This is a genomic window from Polynucleobacter sp. IMCC 30228 (assembly GCF_021395205.1).
Classification (GTDB): domain Bacteria; phylum Pseudomonadota; class Gammaproteobacteria; order Burkholderiales; family Burkholderiaceae; genus Polynucleobacter.
This window is the reverse complement of record NZ_JAJVCS010000001.1, coordinates 255,033-272,526: the sequence shown is the minus strand read 5'-3', so window position 1 is coordinate 272,526 and position 17,494 is coordinate 255,033. Positions and strand designations below refer to the sequence as shown.

Genomic DNA, 17,494 nt, shown 5'->3' with positions numbered 1-17,494 from the left:
CCAGCCAAATCTTCTAAGGAATTTTTGCCAAGGTAAACATAATGCGTCATAGCACCCAAATCTCCAAATTAAGTCGCTTAAAAAAGCTGTTTTTAGGCCTTTGCAGTATTTTCATATTATCTGCTAGCGGCTCTGTGGCCATTGCTAACGAGCCCGCCAAGCCAGCACCAACTGCTGCAGTTCCTGCTTCAGCCACGGCTACCGCTGTAGCCCCAGCGCCAGTAGCTATAGCGGCTAAGCCTACCAAGGGCGATGCCGCCGCGGGCGAGGCCCTCTATAACAGCGGTGATACTAGCCGCGGCGTAGTGGCTTGCATTACGTGTCATGGCCCCAAGGGGATGAGCGCCGTGGCAACTTGGCCTAAGTTAGCCGCGCAACATGGAACTTATTTAGCTAAGCAATTAAAAAGTTATAAGGACGGCACGCGTGCTAATCCCATCATGATGGGTATGGCGGCGACCTTAACCGAGCAAGATATGTTGAATTTGGCTGCGTTTTTAGTAAAACAGGCACCTCCCCAAGGCGAGGCGCAAGATAAGGCGACCCTCGAGCTCGGACAACTCATTTATCGTGGTGGCATCGCTGCCAAAGGCATTCCTGCTTGTGCGGCTTGCCATAGTCCAAATGGGGCTGGTATTCCAGCGCAATACCCCCGCTTGGGTGGGCAATGGGCAGAATACAACGCTGTACAACTGGGGTATTTCCGCGATGGCACCCGTAAAAATGTACAAATGAATATGATCGCTGTCAAACTATCTGATCTTGAAATGAAGGCCGTTACCGATTACATGGCTGGACTGCATTAAGGCTGGCGAAGTACTATTTTTTTTGCGGTAAGAGACGCTCTTTTGAGAGCAACTCAGCAACGGTTTCGCGTTCACGGATGATATAAGCTTGGTTGCCATCGACCATCACTTCAGCTGCTCGAGGGCGAGTGTTGTAATTCGATGCCATCGTAAAGCCATAAGCCCCGGTCGATAAAATCGCCAAAACATCATTTGCTTTAATTGCCAGAGCCCGATCTTTACCAAGCCAGTCTCCCGATTCACAAACTGGTCCAACTACATCATAAATTTGTGTTTCAGCCTCATTATTTTGAACTGCCACAATGGCGTGATACGCGCTATAAAGTGCAGGGCGTAATAAATCATTCATCGCCGCATCTACTATGCAAAAATTTTTACTCGCTCCAAGTTTGATATATTCGACGCGCGTGAGCAAGACGCCTGCATTACCCACTAATGAGCGCCCAGGCTCAAGAAGAATTTCTAGGTTGGCAAAGCCGCGTTCAGCAATCCGATCTAAAAGCGCGTTAGTAAATTCGGTGATAGCAGGCGAACTTTCATCGCCATAATCAATCCCAAGTCCACCTCCTAAATCGAGGTGTCGTAACTTAATCCCCTCTTTTTTAAGTTGTGTTACTAAATCAAGTACTTTATCAAGCGCGTCCAAATAAGGCGCGGTAGAGGTAATTTGTGAGCCAATATGACAATCAATTCCCACGATATCAAGATGCGAAAGTAAGGCAGCCTCACGATAGGTTTTTAGCGTTTCATGATAAGCAATACCAAACTTGTTATCTTTGAGTCCAGTAGAAATATAGGGATGTGTTTGTGCATCGACATCGGGATTCACTCGCAAAGAAATTGGCGCACGACAAGATAATTCTGCTGCGATCTGATTAATTTGTTCAAGCTCGGCAACAGATTCAACATTGAAGCATTTCACTCCAACCGTAAGGGCCAGCCGAATTTCAGCAGCAGATTTACCAACCCCTGCAAAAACTAAGCTTGCTGGATCGGCGCCAATTGCAAGTGCGCGTTCGAGTTCCCCGCCACTAACTAAATCAAAGCCTGCGCCAAGCTCTTTAAAGCAATTCATTACTGCAAGATTACTATTGGCTTTCACTGCAAAGAAAATTCGCGCTCGTCTTTTGCCTTGTGCGTTAAAGCAGGCTTCTTCATAGGCAGCAAATGCAGCCACCAAAGCACGTTTGCTATAAACATAGAGTGGCGTACCAAATTGCGCCGCCAGTTGGGCTAAGGGGAGTGCTTCAATAAACCAGCAGTCATCACGTACAGAAAACCCTAGCAAGCTTTGCAAGGCCGGTAAGGAATTGTGATGTTTTGCTTGACTCATTTGCTTTCCTCAGGTGAGGCCTCCTTATTATCAACAGCGGTATTTGGGCCGGGAGCTGGGTACAACTTACCTTTTGGTTCAACTTGGGCAGGAATCGGCGGTATATTTGGCACGCTTGGCAAATACAGGGGCCCTCTTACCCCACATCCTATGAGGGATATTATGATGCTAAATCTAAAGGCTCGAATAAGAATCGCTATCATGAAAGTCTCTAAAACGAATGATTGAATATAGCATGCAGCATCCAGTAAATACCCCAGCCGCTGAACCCATTGACGATAAACAATTTCATCAGCTAGCCAGTCAACTCTTACACTCGCTCGAGATTACGCTTGAGGCCGCCGATGATCAGTTAGATCTTGATTTAGATGTTGAGCGACAGGGTGGCAATGTGATTAATATTCGTTTTCGTGATCGTAGCGTCATTGTTGTTAATAGCCAACCCCCCTTGCACGAAATTTGGGTAGCAGCTAAGGCTGGCGGTTTTCATTATCGCTGGGCTGGTACTACTTCATCACCACTGTGGATCGACTATAAAACAGGCAAAGAGCTATTAAGCGATTTAACGCAATTTATTAGTGCGCAGGCTGGTCAAGCGGTAACTTTAGGCCGGCATCAACCTTAAGCAGCGCCAGTAGCAAGTAAAGTTTCTTGAACTAGTGATGCGGGGGCGGCTTCAATGATAGCTGCACCTAGCGGGTTAAGAACCACATAGCGAATTTGACCGCCCGCGGTTTTTTTATCTAATTGCATTAATTCGAAGTAGCGCTCAAGCCCGAACTTTGGTGCTTCAGTCGGTAGTCCCATGGCATGAATGAGCTGCTTTAGGCGCTGCACCTCGGGGGCTTGAATTTTGCCTAAGCGCATCGAGAGATCGGCAGCCATAACCATTCCGCAACCAACCGCCTCCCCATGTAACCATTTGCCATATCCCAGGCCAGCTTCAATTGCGTGCCCAAACGTATGACCAAAATTTAAGGTTGCACGAACGTTGCTTTCACGTTCATCGGCAGCTACCACTGCCGCTTTAATTTCACAAGAGCGTAGTACAGCATGCGCTAGCGCAGCAGGCTCGCAGGCCAACAAGGCAGCCGTATTTTTTTCGATCCAAGCCAGAAAATGAATATCAGCCATAGCACCATGTTTAATGACTTCCGCCAGCCCTGCCGAAAGTTCACGGGGAGGTAATGATTGTAAGGTGCGTAAATCGGCAATGACAGCCACGGGTTGATGAAAAGCGCCAATCATATTTTTACCCAGCGGATGATTAATGCCCGTTTTTCCGCCCACCGAGGAATCTACTTGAGCTAATAAAGTCGTTGGAACTTGAATAAAGCGAATGCCACGCATAAAGCTTGCTGCAGCAAAGCCAGCCATGTCGCCAATGACCCCACCACCGAGCGCAATAATGGCAGTATCGCGATCAGCCCCAGATTGCAGCAGGACATCAAAAATCGTTTGTAAATGAGTCCAATCTTTGTAAGACTCGCCATCGGGTAAAACGATCAGATGCACCCGTTTTTTTAGTTGCTCAAGAGTTTTGGTGAGCGCCTCTGCATACAATGACGCAACAGTTGTATTGGTCACAATGAAAACTACCTCACCCTTAAGGTGGGGATGAAAGAGACTGCCTTGGGAGATTAAATCACTTCCAATATAAATGGGATAACTACGTTTACCCAGTTCGACCTTGAGTGTATTCATGGGCTTAATTCTAGCTGCATCAACAAAGTATGAACCAATTGATTGACGCTGGGCTTGCCAGTTTCAATAATATGCGTGGCAATACCGCGATAAAGGGGATCACGCTCTGCATACAGCGTTGTCAAAATTTGCCGTGGGTCGCCATTTTGTAGGAGGGGCCTGCCCTCACTGCCTTTAGTTCGATGCCACAACTCATTGGGGTTAGCGTGCAAATAAATGACAACCCCTCGTTTGCTTAAGGCCTGCCGATTTTCAGGTGCAAGAATTGAGCCACCACCCGTAGCCAAAATAATGTCATTTTCTTGAGTTAACTCGGCAATCATTTGGGCTTCACGTTTACGAAACCCGGACTCACCTTCCATTTCGAAGATAAGGGGAATTTTGACGCCGCAGCGCTCTTCAAGCGCATGGTCGCTATCAATAAAACGGCGTCCTAGTTTGCGCGCCAATAATTTCCCTACGGTAGACTTACCAGCCCCCATGAGACCAATTAAGAAAATATTGTTAGATTTGTTTAATAAGGAGTTCACATCCTGATTTTATAAGGGTTTGGGCAGGACGGTGGGGGTTAAGAAAACCAGCAACTCTTTTTTATCGTGTAGTTTGGCGCTATGCCTAAATAAATGGCCCAAAATGGGGATATCACCAAGCAAGGGCACCTTAACGATGTCTTCTCGCTCAATGGTTTGATAAATTCCACCAATAATGACAGTACCCCCATTTTCTACAGTTACTTCTGAGCTTAGCGTTTTCGTATCAATGGCATAGCCCTGTTCAGTTTTCATGCCAATGGTGTCTTTAGTAATGCCAACTAACATCGAAATCATGCCATCAGGATGAATTTTAGGAATGACCTCAAGACGCAGATTTGCTTTACGGAATTGCAATTTACTGCCGCTTTGGGTTGAAACTTGATAAGGTAATTCAGTGCCCTGTTCAATTGTTGCTTTGACTTGATCTGAGGTCATGATGCGGGGATTCGAAATAACTTTGCCTTGGCCTTGAGCTTCAAGCGCAGAAAGTTCAGCCTGTAAAAGCTGGCTAGCATTTTTAGATAAAAGAGTGGCAGCGGCACTGACGGGACTAAATCCATTTAAGCCATTGGCCGCTAAATCAAAACCCGAGCTCATTTTAGGATTCAAATGCGAACTCGCTCCTTCACCCAGAAAGCTGAGCTTAGCACCCAGATCACGAGCAAAGCGGTCATCAGCTTCAACGATTCTGGCTTCGATTAAAATTTGTTTAGGGCTCTGTGCGTGGTCACCCCCAAATGGTAAGGCTGCATCTTCACGACGGTGTTTTTGAAAGGCATTAATTTCAGCGTAGGGGCCAATCCAGAAAATATCGCCATGCCTTAGCATGCTCAACCCTTTGCTAGCTAAGATTGATTGCACCGCACTACCCCATGGAATCTGCTGCAAATCAACTGAAATCGTGCCTTGAATCGATTCGCTAATTAAAAAATTCGTTTGCCCAAGTCGTGCCAATTCTTTGAGTAAGGTACTGACTTCAATATTGGCAAAATGTAGGCTAATGGTTTTTGCTTGAGCCGCCTGCGCTATCTTCTGTGGGCTAGTTGAGGTCCCAGTTAACGATGAGTCTGCATAAGTTGGTGTGAGCAGCGGCAGCCATAAAAACCATAGCGCTAAACAGAGCCGTGCGTAGCTACGAAAGGAGTGGGTCTTGAGCCTCATGGCTGACGCTTTAATTTAAGCGTGACAACCTGTCCAGTGGCTGCAGTAAGTTTGGCATGCTCTGCCCTAATTTCGCTTAAGACCCATGTCCCTAGTACCGCAGTATGAAGAGCTAAGGATAGGGTTTTATCACCAGTGTGAAAAAAAGCTACCGTACCTTGACCAGCGGTGCTCATGCCTAAATATCGCCACTGACTTAAGGTGGCCTCTTCCGCTTTTAATTTACGGTTGAGCTCCAGCGCTTCTTGGCGCATAGGATTATGAGCAGATTTAATACTGCGAGAACCTGCACTAAGTTGTGCGGTATAAATCTGGTCGAGTTGCTCGCTGAGTTCCGCATGATAATTGCTTGCAGTGTCTTCTTGTTCTGTTAGGGCTTGCTTGAGTCGATTGATTTGCGCTTCCAGTAAGCCAAATTGGGAATGCGTGTTCTGCTCTAGAGCAATGAGTGCGCTAATTGTCCAAGCTAATGCACCAAAGGATACAAGGCCAATTAAACTTGGTATCCATTGGACTGGTTTGGCGAAGGTGTGGCGTATTTGTGCTGGCGGCTGAAGGCCAAGGCTGTGCTTGGCTTCGGCTGGTGCGGCCTCGGCAGCCAGTTTATTTTGCTGGCGAGCAGATAGCTCAGGTTCCGGGCTTGAAGTCACTGGATTCTGCATGACTGGATCATCACCCAGCACGCTCAAAATGGCATCAAAAGATTGGGAAGTAATTTTACGTATCGGCACCCCCTATTCTTTTCTAAACTCTTTCCTAAATCTAGCAACATAGGCTTAAAGACGCGTAGGAATAAGCCGATTTAGGCATGGCTCTTATAATTCAAGCTTATGGCACAAACCCCTCAAGACAGGCCGCCCCTGAAGCCAAATGCACGCAATCAGCCCAGCGGCACGATTCGCCCTCGCTTGAACTCCGGAGGTCATTCTTTTTGGACCGCGATTCGTAGCCCGCTCGTGAAAGCCTTATTAATTCTGGGGCTGGTCTTGGCAATTTTACTGAGCTTGCTGTTGGCTTACGCTTTTATTGTGGCCAAGCCAAATTTACCGAGTATTTCCGCTTTAACGGATTACAACCCTAAAGTGCCTTTGCGAATTTATACCGCAGATAAAGTCTTAATTGGTGAGTTTGGCGAAGAGCGACGTAAGTTAGTGCCACTAAATCAAATGCCGCAACAAATGAAAAATGCGGTCTTATCAATAGAGGATGATCGTTTTTATTCCCATGGCGGAGTTGATTATTTCGGAGTGTTGCGTGCCGGACTAGCTAATTTGCGTGGCCGCTTGGCACAAGGTGCGTCAACTATAACCATGCAAGTTGCCCGAAATTTTTTCTTGGGAAATGAAAAAACCTTTAGCCGCAAAATTTATGAAGTTTTATTGGCCTGGAAAATTGAAGCTGAGCTGAGTAAAGACAAAATTCTTGAAATTTATATGAATCAAATTTTTTTGGGACAGCGCGCTTATGGTTTTGCAAGCGCGGCGCAAATTTATTTTGGTAAAGATATTCATGAAATTAGCATTGCCGAAGCAGCGATGTTGGCCGGCTTACCAAAGGCGCCATCAGCCTATAACCCAGTTACTAATTATCGTCGTGCGAAAGCGCGCCAAGAATATATTTTGCAACGGATGCGCGATTTATCCTATATTACTCCCGCAGAATACGATAAAGCGATGAAGGAGGAATTACGCGTGCGGGGCTTGGGTAATGAATTTAGAACCCGCGCTGATTTCGCTGCGGAAATGGTAAGACAAATTTTATTTGCCCAATATGGTGAGGCAATTTATTCCCAAGGCTTAGATGTGTACACGACACTTTTAAAAGCTGATCAAGATGCGGCTTACCGCGCAGTGCGCCGAGGTATTTTTGAGTATGACTTACGGCACGCTTATCGTGGTCCCGAGGGCTTTATTGAATTGCCAGTAGATAATTTAAAGCGCCAACGGGCCATTGATGATGCTTTGCTTGAGCATCCACCGCTCGATGAGCTTCAGTCAGGCGTGGTATTGGCAGTCAAGCCTAAAGAGCTTGAGGTGATGATTGCGACGGGAGATGTGATTGTAATCAAAGGCGACGGCATGAAACTAGCCTTAGCCACACTCACTGATAGCGCACAGCCCAAGAAGCGCTTACGGCCTGGAGCGATAGTGCGCTTGTTAGCTGAAGATGGCATGTGGAAGTTGGCCCAACTTCCACAAGTTGAAGCGGCATTCGTATCGATGAATCCAGAAACTGGCGCAATTTTATCCTTGGTAGGCGGTTTTGATTTTCATCGTACGCAATTTAATCATGTGACACAGGCAATGCGCCAACCAGGCTCCTCGTTTAAGCCCTTTATTTATGCCGCAGCACTTGAAAAAGGATTTTCACCCAGCACCGTTGTTAATGATGCGCCGATTTCGATTGGTATTTTAGAAACCGGCAGTCAAGCTTGGGAGCCGAAAAATTATGATGGGAAGTATGAGGGGCTGATGCGCTTGCGTACTGCCTTAGCAAAATCCAAAAACGTAGTTTCGGTGCGCCTATTACGCACTATTGGCCCCTCGTATGCGCAGGAATATATTCAGCGTTTTGGTTTTGAGCCAGAAAAACACCCACCTTACTTAACCTTAGCTTTGGGCGCAGGCTCAGTTACCCCATTACAAATGGCAGCAGCGTATAGTGTTTTTGCCAACGGGGGTTATCGAGTGGACCCTTTTTTAATTGACAAAATGATCGACAACAAAGGGGTGGTGTTATTTGAGGCTCAACCCGTGCGGGTGCATGAAAGTGGCACGCGAGTGCTAGATGCGAGAACGGCATTTGTGATTGATAGCATGTTGCAAGAGGTAACTAAAACTGGCACTGCTGCAAGTGCACGAGCAAAATTAGGACGAACTGATATAGCTGGCAAAACAGGTACGACTAACGACTCACATGATGCCTGGTTTGCAGGGTATAACCCAAAAGTCGTGGCAATTGCATGGATTGGTTTTGATAAGCCTGCGAGTTTGGGTGATCGGGAAACCGGCGGCGGCCTTGCCTTACCAATTTGGATTTCATATATGACCACGGCACTAAGAGGCTCACCAGAAGAGGCGCGCGTTGTCCCAGATGGCGTAACGCAATTTGATGGCGATTGGTTTATTCCTGAATTTGCTCCGCAGGGTGGTATTCGCCAACTCAACTAGTTGACGACCTGAATTATGGCCCGTCAAGCACGCATCGTGATTCCAGGTCAAGCTATGCATGTCATGGCTCGAGGTAATAATCGCCAAACGCTTTTTTTTAATTCGGCAGATCGCCGCATTTACTTAGATTGGTTACGCGAAGCGGCTAAAGAATTTGGGTGTACGGTGCATGCATTTGCTTTAATGCCGAATCATCTACATTGTCTTTTAACCCCCCAGCATGCGCATTCCCTAGCAAAAACCATGCAGTCCTTAGGTCGCAGGTATGCTCAATACTGCAATCAGCAGCAAAATCGCTCTGGAACAATTTGGGAAGGGCGATACCGTTCTTCACTCATTGACGCTGAACATTTTTTACGTTGCCAACGGTATTTAGAATTAAATCCTGTTCGGGCTGGTTATGAATCAAGCCCCGCCGCTTCTAGTTGGACTAGCTACCTTAGCCATACTGGAGAAAAGGTAGAGCCATGGTTAGTCGACCATTCCAGCTTTTGGGCCTTAGGAAATACTCCATTTGAACGGCAATTAGCCTGGCAGCACTTTGTACAGGAGGGCTCCCCCCACCGTGAAGACCTAGAAATAACAGAATACCTATTGAAATCAAAGCCTTGGATTTCTCAGGCAACGGCTATGCAACTTTTTAAGAGTCCCTTAGACGTGGTACAAATTCGGCCACGTGGGCGCCCTAGGCAGAGAATTTAACGAATCTGTCCCCAATAAGCTAAAATGAACGTACTGTCTATTCGTTAATTGGGACAGAGTCATTTTATTTCTATTGCATCTAAAGGGGTATTCCCCTATATTAGTTTCTCCCAACTAGTAATGCTGCTAATTTTTTAAGCTCCACCGCGAGATTGATGATGATGACAACTGAATTACGCCCTGTTAAACAAGGGCTTTATGACCCACAAAATGAACATGATGCCTGTGGCGTAGGATTTGTGGCGCATATCAAAGGCAAAAAATCCCACGATATCATCACGCAGGGATTAAAAATCCTCGAGAACTTAGATCATCGTGGCGCAGTTGGCGCTGATCCGCTGATGGGTGATGGCGCTGGCATTTTGATTCAAATACCCGATCAACTGTATCGGGATGAAATGGCTTTACAAGGTGTAACTCTACCGCCCTTAGGCGAGTATGGCGTCGGCATGATTTTTTTACCTAAAGAGAACGCATCCCGGTTGGCCTGTGAACAGGAATTAGAGCGGACAGTACGTCTTGAAGGACAAACGGTATTAGGTTGGCGTGATGTACCAGTAGACGTTCAATTGCCCATGTCACCGACGGTGAGAAAAACCGAGCCCGTCATTCGGCAAATTTTTATTGGGCGTGGGCGCGACATTATGACGACTGATGCCCTTGAGCGTAAGCTGTACGTTATTCGCAAAACAGCTAGCCATGCAATTCAAGATTTACATTTAAAACATGGTAAAGAATATTTCGTCACTTCGATGTCGGCTCGTACCATTGTTTATAAAGGCTTGCTCTTAGCCAACCAAGTTGGAGCCTACTATCAAGACTTAACTGATGAACGTACCGTTTCAGCCTTGGCATTAGTGCATCAGCGCTTTTCAACGAATACCTTTCCTGCTTGGGAGTTAGCTCATCCTTACCGCATGATTGCGCACAATGGCGAAATTAATACCGTAAAAGGGAATGTCAATTGGATTAATGCGCGCACTGGCGCAATTAGTTCACCCGTATTAGGGGATGACTTACAAAAATTATGGCCACTAATCTATCCGGGGCAATCGGACACAGCCTGTTTTGATAACTGCCTTGAATTACTAGTAATGGCTGGCTATCCTATGGCGCAAGCCATGATGATGATGATTCCTGAAGCTTGGGAACAACACAATTTGATGGACGTCAATCGGCGGGCTTTTTATGAGTACCATGCCTCGATGATGGAGCCTTGGGATGGTCCAGCAGCGATGGCATTTACCGATGGACGTCAAATTGGCGCAACCCTTGATCGTAACGGTTTACGCCCCGCACGGTATTACGTAACCGACGATGATCTTGTCATCATGGCATCCGAGGCTGGAGTATTAGCAATACCTGAAAGCAAGATTGTTCATAAGTGGCGCTTACAGCCCGGCAAAATGTTCATGATTGATATGGAACAGGGCCGCATTATTGAAGACGTTGAGTTAAAAGACGCGGTTGCTAAAGCAAAGCCTTATAAAAGCTGGCTTGATGCAGTACGCATTAAGTTAGACGAGGTTACCGTAAGTGCAAGCGATCGCCTTGACGAAAAACGCGTCATTCGACCTATCGCGAAATTACTCGACCGCCAACAGGCCTTTGGTTACACCCAAGAAGATTTAAAATACTTAATGGCTCCAATGGCTAGCGCCGGCGAGGAAGCCATTGGCTCGATGGGTAACGATAGCCCCTTGGCGGTGTTATCAAATAAAAATAAATCACTTTATAACTACTTTAAGCAATTATTTGCGCAGGTAACTAATCCGCCGATTGATCCTATTCGCGAAAATCTAGTGATGTCATTGGTATCGTTCATTGGTCCTAAGCCCAATTTATTGGATACCAATAATATTAATCCGCCTATGCGCTTAGAAGTGAGTCAACCGATTCTTGATTTCGCTGACATCACTAAAATTCGTCACATTGAGCATTACTCTAATGGTAAGTTTCGCTCTTACGAATTGGATATTTGCTATCCAGCCGCCTGGGGTAAAGCTGGTATTGAAGCGCGGCTAGCGTCACTGTGTGCCGAGGCGGCTGATGCTGTGCGTTCAGGCTATACCATCTTAATTGTTAGCGATCGTCAGGTAGATCAACATCATGTGGCCATACCTGCATTGTTAGCAACGTCAGCCATTCATCAGCATTTAGTTGAAAAAGGTTTGCGCACTAGTGTTGGCTTGGTCGTTGAAACGGGCAGTGCACGCGAAACCCATCACTTTGCTTTATTAGCGGGTTATGGCGCTGAAGCAATCCACCCTTATCTTGCAATGGAAACTTTAGCGCAAATGGCTCAGGGTCTTCCTGGAGACTTATCGGCCGAAAAGGCGATCAAGAATTTTGTAAAGGCAGTTGGCAAGGGATTACAAAAAGTGATGTCCAAAATGGGCATCTCAACCTATATGTCGTACACCGGCTCACAAATTTTTGAGGCCATTGGTTTAAATCAAGAGGTAATCAACCAATATTTCAAGGGCACCTCATCTAATGTCGGTGGCATCGGGGTATTTGAGGTAGCCGAAGAGGCTTTACAGATGCACCAAGCTGCATTTGGTGATGACCCAGTCTTAACTAATATGCTCGAAGCTGGCGGAGAATATGCTTATCGGATTCGCGGTGAAAACCACATGTGGACGCCTGATACGATTGCCAAGCTGCAGCACGCAACCCGCATTGGGCCAGAAAAAGGCTATCAAACCTATAAAGAGTACGCCAACATCATTAATGATCAAAGTAAGCGGCAAATGACTTTGCGGGGCTTATTTGAATTTAAAATTGATCCAGCCAAGGCTATCTCACTCGATGAGGTAGAGCCTGCTAAAGAAATTGTTAAACGCTTTGCAACGGGCGCAATGTCATTGGGCTCGATTTCGACCGAGGCTCATGCCACCTTAGCAATTGCCATGAATCGGATTGGTGGAAAATCAAATACGGGTGAAGGTGGAGAAGACCCCAATCGCTATATTAATGAACTAAAGGGTATTCCAATTAAAAAAGGCGAAACCCTCGCCAGTATTCTTGGCAGTGATGTGGTGGAGGCCAACATTCCACTGCAAGAGGGTGATTCATTGCGCTCTAAAATTAAACAAGTCGCTTCAGGTCGTTTTGGTGTAACCGCCCAATATTTGCGTAGTGCAGATCAAATGCAAATTAAGATGGCTCAAGGCGCAAAGCCTGGTGAGGGGGGCCAATTGCCAGGTAGTAAGGTATCGGATTACATTGGCAACTTGCGCTTTTCCGTGCCTGGTGTAGGCTTAATTTCACCGCCACCACACCATGATATTTATTCGATTGAAGATCTCGCCCAGCTAATACATGATTTAAAAAATGTGAATTCTGCCGCTGATGTATCAGTCAAATTAGTTTCTGAAGTGGGTGTTGGTACGGTTGCTGCTGGTGTCGCTAAAGCGAAAGCCGATCATGTGGTCATTGCCGGTCATGATGGTGGCACAGGGGCTTCGCCATTGTCATCTATTAAGCACGCCGGCTCACCGTGGGAATTGGGTTTGGCTGAAACCCAGCAAACTTTAGTATTGAATCGTTTGCGCAGCCGAATACGCGTGCAGGCTGATGGTCAAATGAAAACGGGTCGGGATGTCGTGATTGGCGCATTGTTAGGCGCGGATGAATTTGGTTTTGCAACGGCGCCCTTAGTTGTTGAGGGCTGCATCATGATGCGCAAGTGTCATTTAAATACCTGTCCCGTTGGCGTCGCTACCCAAGACCCTGAATTGCGTAAACGGTTTGCAGGTAAGCCCGAGCATGTGGTGAACTTCTTCTTTTATATTGCGGAAGAAGCACGTGAATTAATGGCCCAACTTGGTATTCGCAAATTTGATGATCTGATTGGGCGAGTAGATTTGCTCGATACGCGTAAGGGTGTGGAGAACTGGAAAACCCGTGGTTTAGATTTCAGCAAAATATTTGCTGCTCCGCGGGTCCCTGCTGATGTACCGCGATATCAAGTATTAAAGCAAGATCATAATTTGGGTAGCGCACTTGACCATATTTTGATTGAAAAAAGCGAGCCTGCTCTTGAGCGTGGTGAAAAGGTTTCCTTTATCGTGCCAGTGCGTAACGTCAATCGCACTGTGGGTGCGATGCTTTCGGGTGAAGTAGCACAACACCATGGGCATGAAGGTTTGCCCAAGGATACGATCCATATTCAGTTGAACGGCACAGCGGGCCAAAGTTTTGGCGCATTTTTGGCGCACGGAATTACGCTAGATTTAGTTGGCGATGGCAATGACTATGTTGGCAAAGGTTTGTCGGGAGGTTGCGTTATTGTACGTACTCCCCATGAATTCCGTGGCGATTCTGCAAAAAATATTATCGTGGGCAATACCGTTTTATATGGCGCCATTAGTGGCGAAGCATTTTTTAATGGCGTAGCAGGTGAACGTTTTGCAGTGCGTAATTCAGGGGCTACAGCAGTAGTTGAAGGCACAGGCGATCACGGCTGTGAGTATATGACTGGCGGGACGGTGGTGGTCCTGGGTCAAACGGGGCGTAACTTTGCTGCTGGCATGAGCGGCGGTATAGCTTATGTCTATGATGAAGATGGCTTATTTGAGAAGCGTTGCAATACCAGCATGGTCACCTTAGAGAAAGTGTTAACCAGCGCAGAGCAAATTGCGCAAATGCCGCAGTCAGAGTGGCATGCGCCAAGCGATGTGAAAGATGGTGGCGAGCGCGTAAGCGATGAGGTGATTTTAAAAGGCTTGGTTGAGCAGCATTTCCGCCACACGGGTTCTGAGCGTGCCAAAGCCATTTTGGCCGACTGGGAGCAAGCGCGTAACCGCTTTATTAAAGTGTTGCCCACCGAATATAAGCGTGCTTTAGGTGAGCTCTGGCTGAAGTCAGAAAATCAAGACAAATTAATTACTGCTTAAGTAAGTGTAAAGAAAAGGAACACAGGGGTTATGGGTAAGGTTACGGGTTTTATGGAATTCGAGCGGGTCAATGAGACCTACGAGGCACCAACGCAACGCATTCATCATTACAAAGAGTTTGTGCTGGCTTTAGAGGACGCAGAGGCGCAAGTGCAAGGCGCGCGCTGCATGGATTGTGGCATTCCCTTTTGCAATAACGGCTGCCCCGTAAACAATATCATCCCCGATTTTAACGATTTAGTTTTTCGTGGTGATTGGCAAAATGCGCTTGATGTTTTGCACTCAACCAATAATTTTCCTGAGTTTACTGGACGTATTTGTCCAGCGCCGTGCGAGGCTGCGTGCACCCTAACAATCAATCGCGCGCCGGTTGGCATTAAGTCTATTGAACACGCCATTATTGATAAAGGCTGGGAAAATGGTTGGGTTAAGCCACAGCCAGCTAAACACAAAACAGGTAAGCGCATTGCAATTGTTGGTTCTGGCCCAGCAGGGATGGCGGCAGCGCAACAACTTGCTCGGGTTGGCCATGAGGTTACCGTCTATGAAAAAAATGATCGGGTAGGCGGCTTATTACGTTACGGCATTCCAGATTTTAAAATGGAAAAATGGCTCATTGATCGGCGTGTCGAACAAATGCAAGCCGAGGGCGTCGTATTTAAAACTAGCGTTTTTGTTGGTAAAGAGGCTCTGCACGAGAAAATTAAAAATTACTCAAGCAAGACTATAGATCCAGCAGAATTACTTGCTACATTTGATGCGGTCATTATTTCGGGGGGCGCCGAGCAGCCGCGCGATTTGCCGGTACCAGGCAGAGAATTAAGTGGCATTCATTACGCGCTCGAATTTTTAATTCCGCAAAATAAAGAAGTTGCTGGTGATAGTACGAATGAAATTCGGGCTACGGATAAGCATATTGTGGTGATTGGCGGCGGCGATACGGGTTCGGATTGTGTGGGCACATCGAATCGACACGGGGCTAAAAACGTGACCCAATTCGAACTTTTGCCCCAACCACCTGAGCGCGAAAATACCCCCTTAGTTTGGCCCTATTGGCCGACCAAATTACGCACCTCATCTTCACATGAAGAAGGCTGTGAGCGTGATTGGTCGGTAGCAACCAAACGCTTTGAAGGTAAAAACGGTAAAGTAGAAAAATTAATTGGCGTGCGCTTAGAGTGGCAAGATGGCAAGATGGCCGAAATGCCCAACTCAGAGTTTGAAATCAAAGCCGATTTAGTTCTTTTGGCAATGGGCTTTGTTTCGCCCGCCCAGCAAATTCTGGCTGCATTTGGGGTTGAGCAAGATGCACGCGGTAACGCTAAAGCTACTGTAGATGGGCAAAAGGCCTATCACACGAACATTCCACAAGTGTTTGCTGCCGGCGATATGCGCCGCGGACAATCTTTAGTGGTTTGGGCGATTCGTGAAGGACGCCAATGCGCGCGTGCGGTGGATGAGTTTCTAATGGGCTCTTCCGTTTTGCCTCGATAATGCCAGCATGCATAAAGGTTTATCCCCCTCACTCTCTCAACCCTTAGCTTCAAGCTTTGCAGGAGAAGTGGTGGTCGCCATTCGGGGCGTTGATTTTTCCTACAATCTAGGCGAGCGGCAAATTTTGTCTGGTTTAAATATGGAATTTAAGCGTGGCCAAGTCGTTGCGGTAATGGGCGGCTCAGGTTGCGGTAAGACGACCATCTTACGTTTAATTGGTGGTCAATATACCGCGCAGCGTGGCCAAGTTATATTTGAAGGCCAAGATATCGGCAAGCTAAGCACAGCGCAATTGATGCACGCCCGCAGACGGATGGGGATGCTTTTTCAATTCGGCGCACTTTTTACCGATCTCAGTGTTTTTGAAAATGTGGCCTTTCCTTTGCGTGAACACACTGACTTAAATGAAGCATTACTGCAGACCTTGGTGCTGATGAAATTAAATGCTGTGGGCTTACGTGGAGCTCGTGATTTAATGCCGGCGCAAATTTCGGGCGGCATGGCAAGGCGGGTTGCCTTAGCGCGTGCCATCGCACTAGATCCACCACTAATTATGTATGACGAACCATTTGCCGGACTAGACCCAATTTCATTGGGGATTACGGCACGCTTAATTCGTAATTTAAATGATGCACTTGGTTCCACTAGCCTCTTAGTAACTCATGATGTCGAAGAAACTTTTGCAATTGCAGACTATGTGTATTTCATTGCCAATGGCAAAATTGGCGCTGAAGGCACGCCAGCAGAGTTAAGTCATTCGCTTGATCCCTTTGTACGCCAATTTTTGGACGCTTCACCCGATGGCCCAGTGCCATTTCATTATCCTGGACTGAGTTTGCAAGATGATTTTGAGATGAGGGTGTAATGGCGAATTTAGCGCTTCACAAAACCCTCGATTTTTTTGCTGACCTGGGGTTTTTTATACGTAGAAATGTTACCGACCTTGGTTACGCTACGCGCATGTTTTTGGCCATTTTGTTACGTTCTGGCTCGCTGTTGCGTAGGCCCAGCTTAGTTTTAGATCAAATTCTTTTTCTTGGTAACCATTCATTTGTCATCATTGCAGTCTCGGGTTTATTTGTGGGTTTTGTATTGGGCTTGCAAGGTTATTACACCTTAAACCGGTATGGCTCAGAGCAAGCACTGGGCCTATTGGTGGCTTTATCTTTAACGCGCGAGCTTGGCCCAGTCATTACGGCCCTGCTTTTTGCTGGGCGTGCAGGCACTTCATTAACGGCTGAAATTGGTCTCATGAAAGCAGGCGAACAATTAACGGCGATGGAAATGATGGCGGTTGATCCTTTGCGGCGCGTGATGGCACCTCGCTTATGGGCCGGAATGATTGCAATGCCGATTTTGGCGACCATATTTACTGCTGTCGGTATTTTTGGCGGCTATTTAGTTGGAGTACCGTTAATTGGGGTAGATACCGGTGCATTTTGGGCACAGATGCAAGGTGGCGTCGATTTATTTAGCGATATTGGTAATGGTTTTATTAAAAGCCTTGTCTTTGGAGTGGCTGTCACCTTTATTGCCTTGTATCAAGGGTACGAGGCTAAGCCAACTCCAGAGGGCGTTTCGCGCGCCACGACTCGCACAGTGGTGCTATCTTCCTTGACCGTCCTAGCGCTTGATTTTTTGCTAACCGCATTGATGTTTTCGAATTGAAATATTGAGGGAATAAACTGAG

Annotated in this window: 14 protein-coding genes; 8 read left to right on the top strand and 6 right to left on the bottom strand. The window is 46.8% G+C overall.

Annotation, left to right across the window (positions count from 1 at the left end; translation table 11 throughout):
• Nucleotides 1-41: 41 nt before the first annotated feature.
• On the top strand, nt 42-806 hold the full coding sequence (locus tag LZT21_RS01390; RefSeq protein WP_233923267.1) for a cytochrome c: 765 nt from the start codon (nt 42-44) through the stop codon (nt 804-806).
• 13 nt (nt 807-819) lie between these two features.
• Here LZT21_RS01390 and lysA read toward each other — a convergent pair whose 3' ends face one another.
• Nucleotides 820-2,139 (bottom strand): diaminopimelate decarboxylase, encoded by a 1,320-nt coding sequence (lysA, locus tag LZT21_RS01385; protein WP_233989122.1) that lies wholly within the window; start codon nt 2,137-2,139, stop codon nt 820-822.
• Nucleotides 2,136-2,342 (bottom strand): lipoprotein, encoded by a 207-nt coding sequence (locus LZT21_RS11905; protein ID WP_370634749.1) that lies wholly within the window; start codon nt 2,340-2,342, stop codon nt 2,136-2,138. Before LZT21_RS11905 ends, lysA begins: the two co-directional genes overlap by 4 nt.
• 17 nt (nt 2,343-2,359) lie before the next feature.
• On the opposite strand from LZT21_RS11905, the gene cyaY reads away from it, so the two are divergent.
• Nucleotides 2,360-2,764, top strand: a complete 405-nt coding sequence (gene cyaY / locus LZT21_RS01380) for an iron donor protein CyaY (protein ID WP_233923265.1) — start codon at nt 2,360-2,362, stop codon at nt 2,762-2,764.
• Here cyaY and aroB read toward each other — a convergent pair.
• The 4 genes from aroB to LZT21_RS01360 are packed head-to-tail and all read right to left on the bottom strand — an operon-like array spanning nt 2,761 to nt 6,268.
• The gene (gene aroB / locus LZT21_RS01375; protein ID WP_233923264.1) at nt 2,761-3,843 is read right to left on the bottom strand and encodes a 3-dehydroquinate synthase; all 1,083 of its coding nucleotides are present in this window, start codon (nt 3,841-3,843) and stop codon (nt 2,761-2,763) included. The genes cyaY and aroB overlap by 4 nt on opposite strands.
• Nucleotides 3,840-4,325 carry a shikimate kinase gene (locus LZT21_RS01370; RefSeq protein WP_233989252.1) on the bottom strand — a complete coding sequence of 162 codons (486 nt, stop codon included), beginning with the start codon at nt 4,323-4,325 and terminating at the stop codon, nt 3,840-3,842. Before LZT21_RS01370 ends, aroB begins: the two co-directional genes overlap by 4 nt.
• Nucleotides 4,326-4,382: 57 nt before the next feature.
• Nucleotides 4,383-5,537, bottom strand: a complete 1,155-nt coding sequence (locus tag LZT21_RS01365; protein WP_233923263.1) for a type II and III secretion system protein — start codon at nt 5,535-5,537, stop codon at nt 4,383-4,385.
• The gene (locus tag LZT21_RS01360) at nt 5,534-6,268 is read right to left on the bottom strand and encodes a hypothetical protein (RefSeq protein WP_233934853.1); all 735 of its coding nucleotides are present in this window, start codon (nt 6,266-6,268) and stop codon (nt 5,534-5,536) included. The genes LZT21_RS01365 and LZT21_RS01360 overlap by 4 nt, the downstream gene beginning before the upstream one ends.
• A 99-nt stretch (nt 6,269-6,367) precedes the next feature.
• On the opposite strand from LZT21_RS01360, the gene LZT21_RS01355 reads away from it, so the two are divergent.
• The 6 genes from LZT21_RS01355 (at nt 6,368) to mlaE (ending at nt 17,472) form a co-directional block, all read left to right on the top strand.
• A complete protein-coding gene (locus LZT21_RS01355; protein ID WP_233934854.1) occupies nt 6,368-8,707 on the top strand; it encodes a penicillin-binding protein 1A in 2,340 nt (779 codons plus the stop codon).
• 15 nt (nt 8,708-8,722) lie between these two features.
• Entirely contained in the window at nt 8,723-9,409 is a 687-nt protein-coding gene (locus tag LZT21_RS01350) for a transposase (protein ID WP_233923260.1), read from the top strand.
• A gap of 158 nt (nt 9,410-9,567) precedes the next feature.
• On the top strand, nt 9,568-14,310 hold the full coding sequence (locus tag LZT21_RS01345; RefSeq protein ID WP_370634747.1) for a glutamate synthase-related protein: 4,743 nt from the start codon (nt 9,568-9,570) through the stop codon (nt 14,308-14,310).
• A 30-nt stretch (nt 14,311-14,340) separates the two neighbouring features.
• Complete coding sequence (locus LZT21_RS01340; RefSeq protein ID WP_233923258.1) at nt 14,341-15,804, top strand: glutamate synthase subunit beta; 1,464 nt, start codon at nt 14,341-14,343, stop codon at nt 15,802-15,804.
• A 7-nt stretch (nt 15,805-15,811) separates the two neighbouring features.
• Nucleotides 15,812-16,669, top strand: coding sequence for an ABC transporter ATP-binding protein (locus LZT21_RS01335; protein ID WP_233923257.1), 858 nt, complete (start codon nt 15,812-15,814; stop codon nt 16,667-16,669).
• The gene (gene mlaE / locus LZT21_RS01330) at nt 16,669-17,472 is read left to right on the top strand and encodes a lipid asymmetry maintenance ABC transporter permease subunit MlaE (RefSeq protein WP_233923256.1); all 804 of its coding nucleotides are present in this window, start codon (nt 16,669-16,671) and stop codon (nt 17,470-17,472) included. The genes LZT21_RS01335 and mlaE overlap by 1 nt, the downstream gene beginning before the upstream one ends.
• Nucleotides 17,473-17,494 lie beyond the last annotated feature (22 nt).

Bases quoted from the DNA above. Each gene is read 5' to 3' on its own strand.
- LZT21_RS01390 (WP_233923267.1), top strand. From the start codon at position 42: ATGCGTCATAGCACCCAAATCTCCAAATTAAGTCGCTTAAAAAAGCTG.
- lysA (WP_233989122.1), bottom strand. From the start codon at position 2,139: ATGAGTCAAGCAAAACATCACAATTCCTTACCGGCCTTGCAAAGCTTG.
- LZT21_RS11905 (WP_370634749.1), bottom strand. From the start codon at position 2,342: ATGATAGCGATTCTTATTCGAGCCTTTAGATTTAGCATCATAATATCC.
- cyaY (WP_233923265.1), top strand. From the start codon at position 2,360: ATGATTGAATATAGCATGCAGCATCCAGTAAATACCCCAGCCGCTGAA.
- aroB (WP_233923264.1), bottom strand. From the start codon at position 3,843: ATGAATACACTCAAGGTCGAACTGGGTAAACGTAGTTATCCCATTTAT.
- LZT21_RS01370 (WP_233989252.1), bottom strand. From the start codon at position 4,325: ATGGGGGCTGGTAAGTCTACCGTAGGGAAATTATTGGCGCGCAAACTA.
- LZT21_RS01365 (WP_233923263.1), bottom strand. From the start codon at position 5,537: ATGAGGCTCAAGACCCACTCCTTTCGTAGCTACGCACGGCTCTGTTTA.
- LZT21_RS01355 (WP_233934854.1), top strand. From the start codon at position 6,368: ATGGCACAAACCCCTCAAGACAGGCCGCCCCTGAAGCCAAATGCACGC.
- LZT21_RS01350 (WP_233923260.1), top strand. From the start codon at position 8,723: ATGGCCCGTCAAGCACGCATCGTGATTCCAGGTCAAGCTATGCATGTC.
- LZT21_RS01345 (WP_370634747.1), top strand. From the start codon at position 9,568: ATGATGACAACTGAATTACGCCCTGTTAAACAAGGGCTTTATGACCCA.
- LZT21_RS01340 (WP_233923258.1), top strand. From the start codon at position 14,341: ATGGGTAAGGTTACGGGTTTTATGGAATTCGAGCGGGTCAATGAGACC.
- LZT21_RS01335 (WP_233923257.1), top strand. From the start codon at position 15,812: ATGCATAAAGGTTTATCCCCCTCACTCTCTCAACCCTTAGCTTCAAGC.
- mlaE (WP_233923256.1), top strand. From the start codon at position 16,669: ATGGCGAATTTAGCGCTTCACAAAACCCTCGATTTTTTTGCTGACCTG.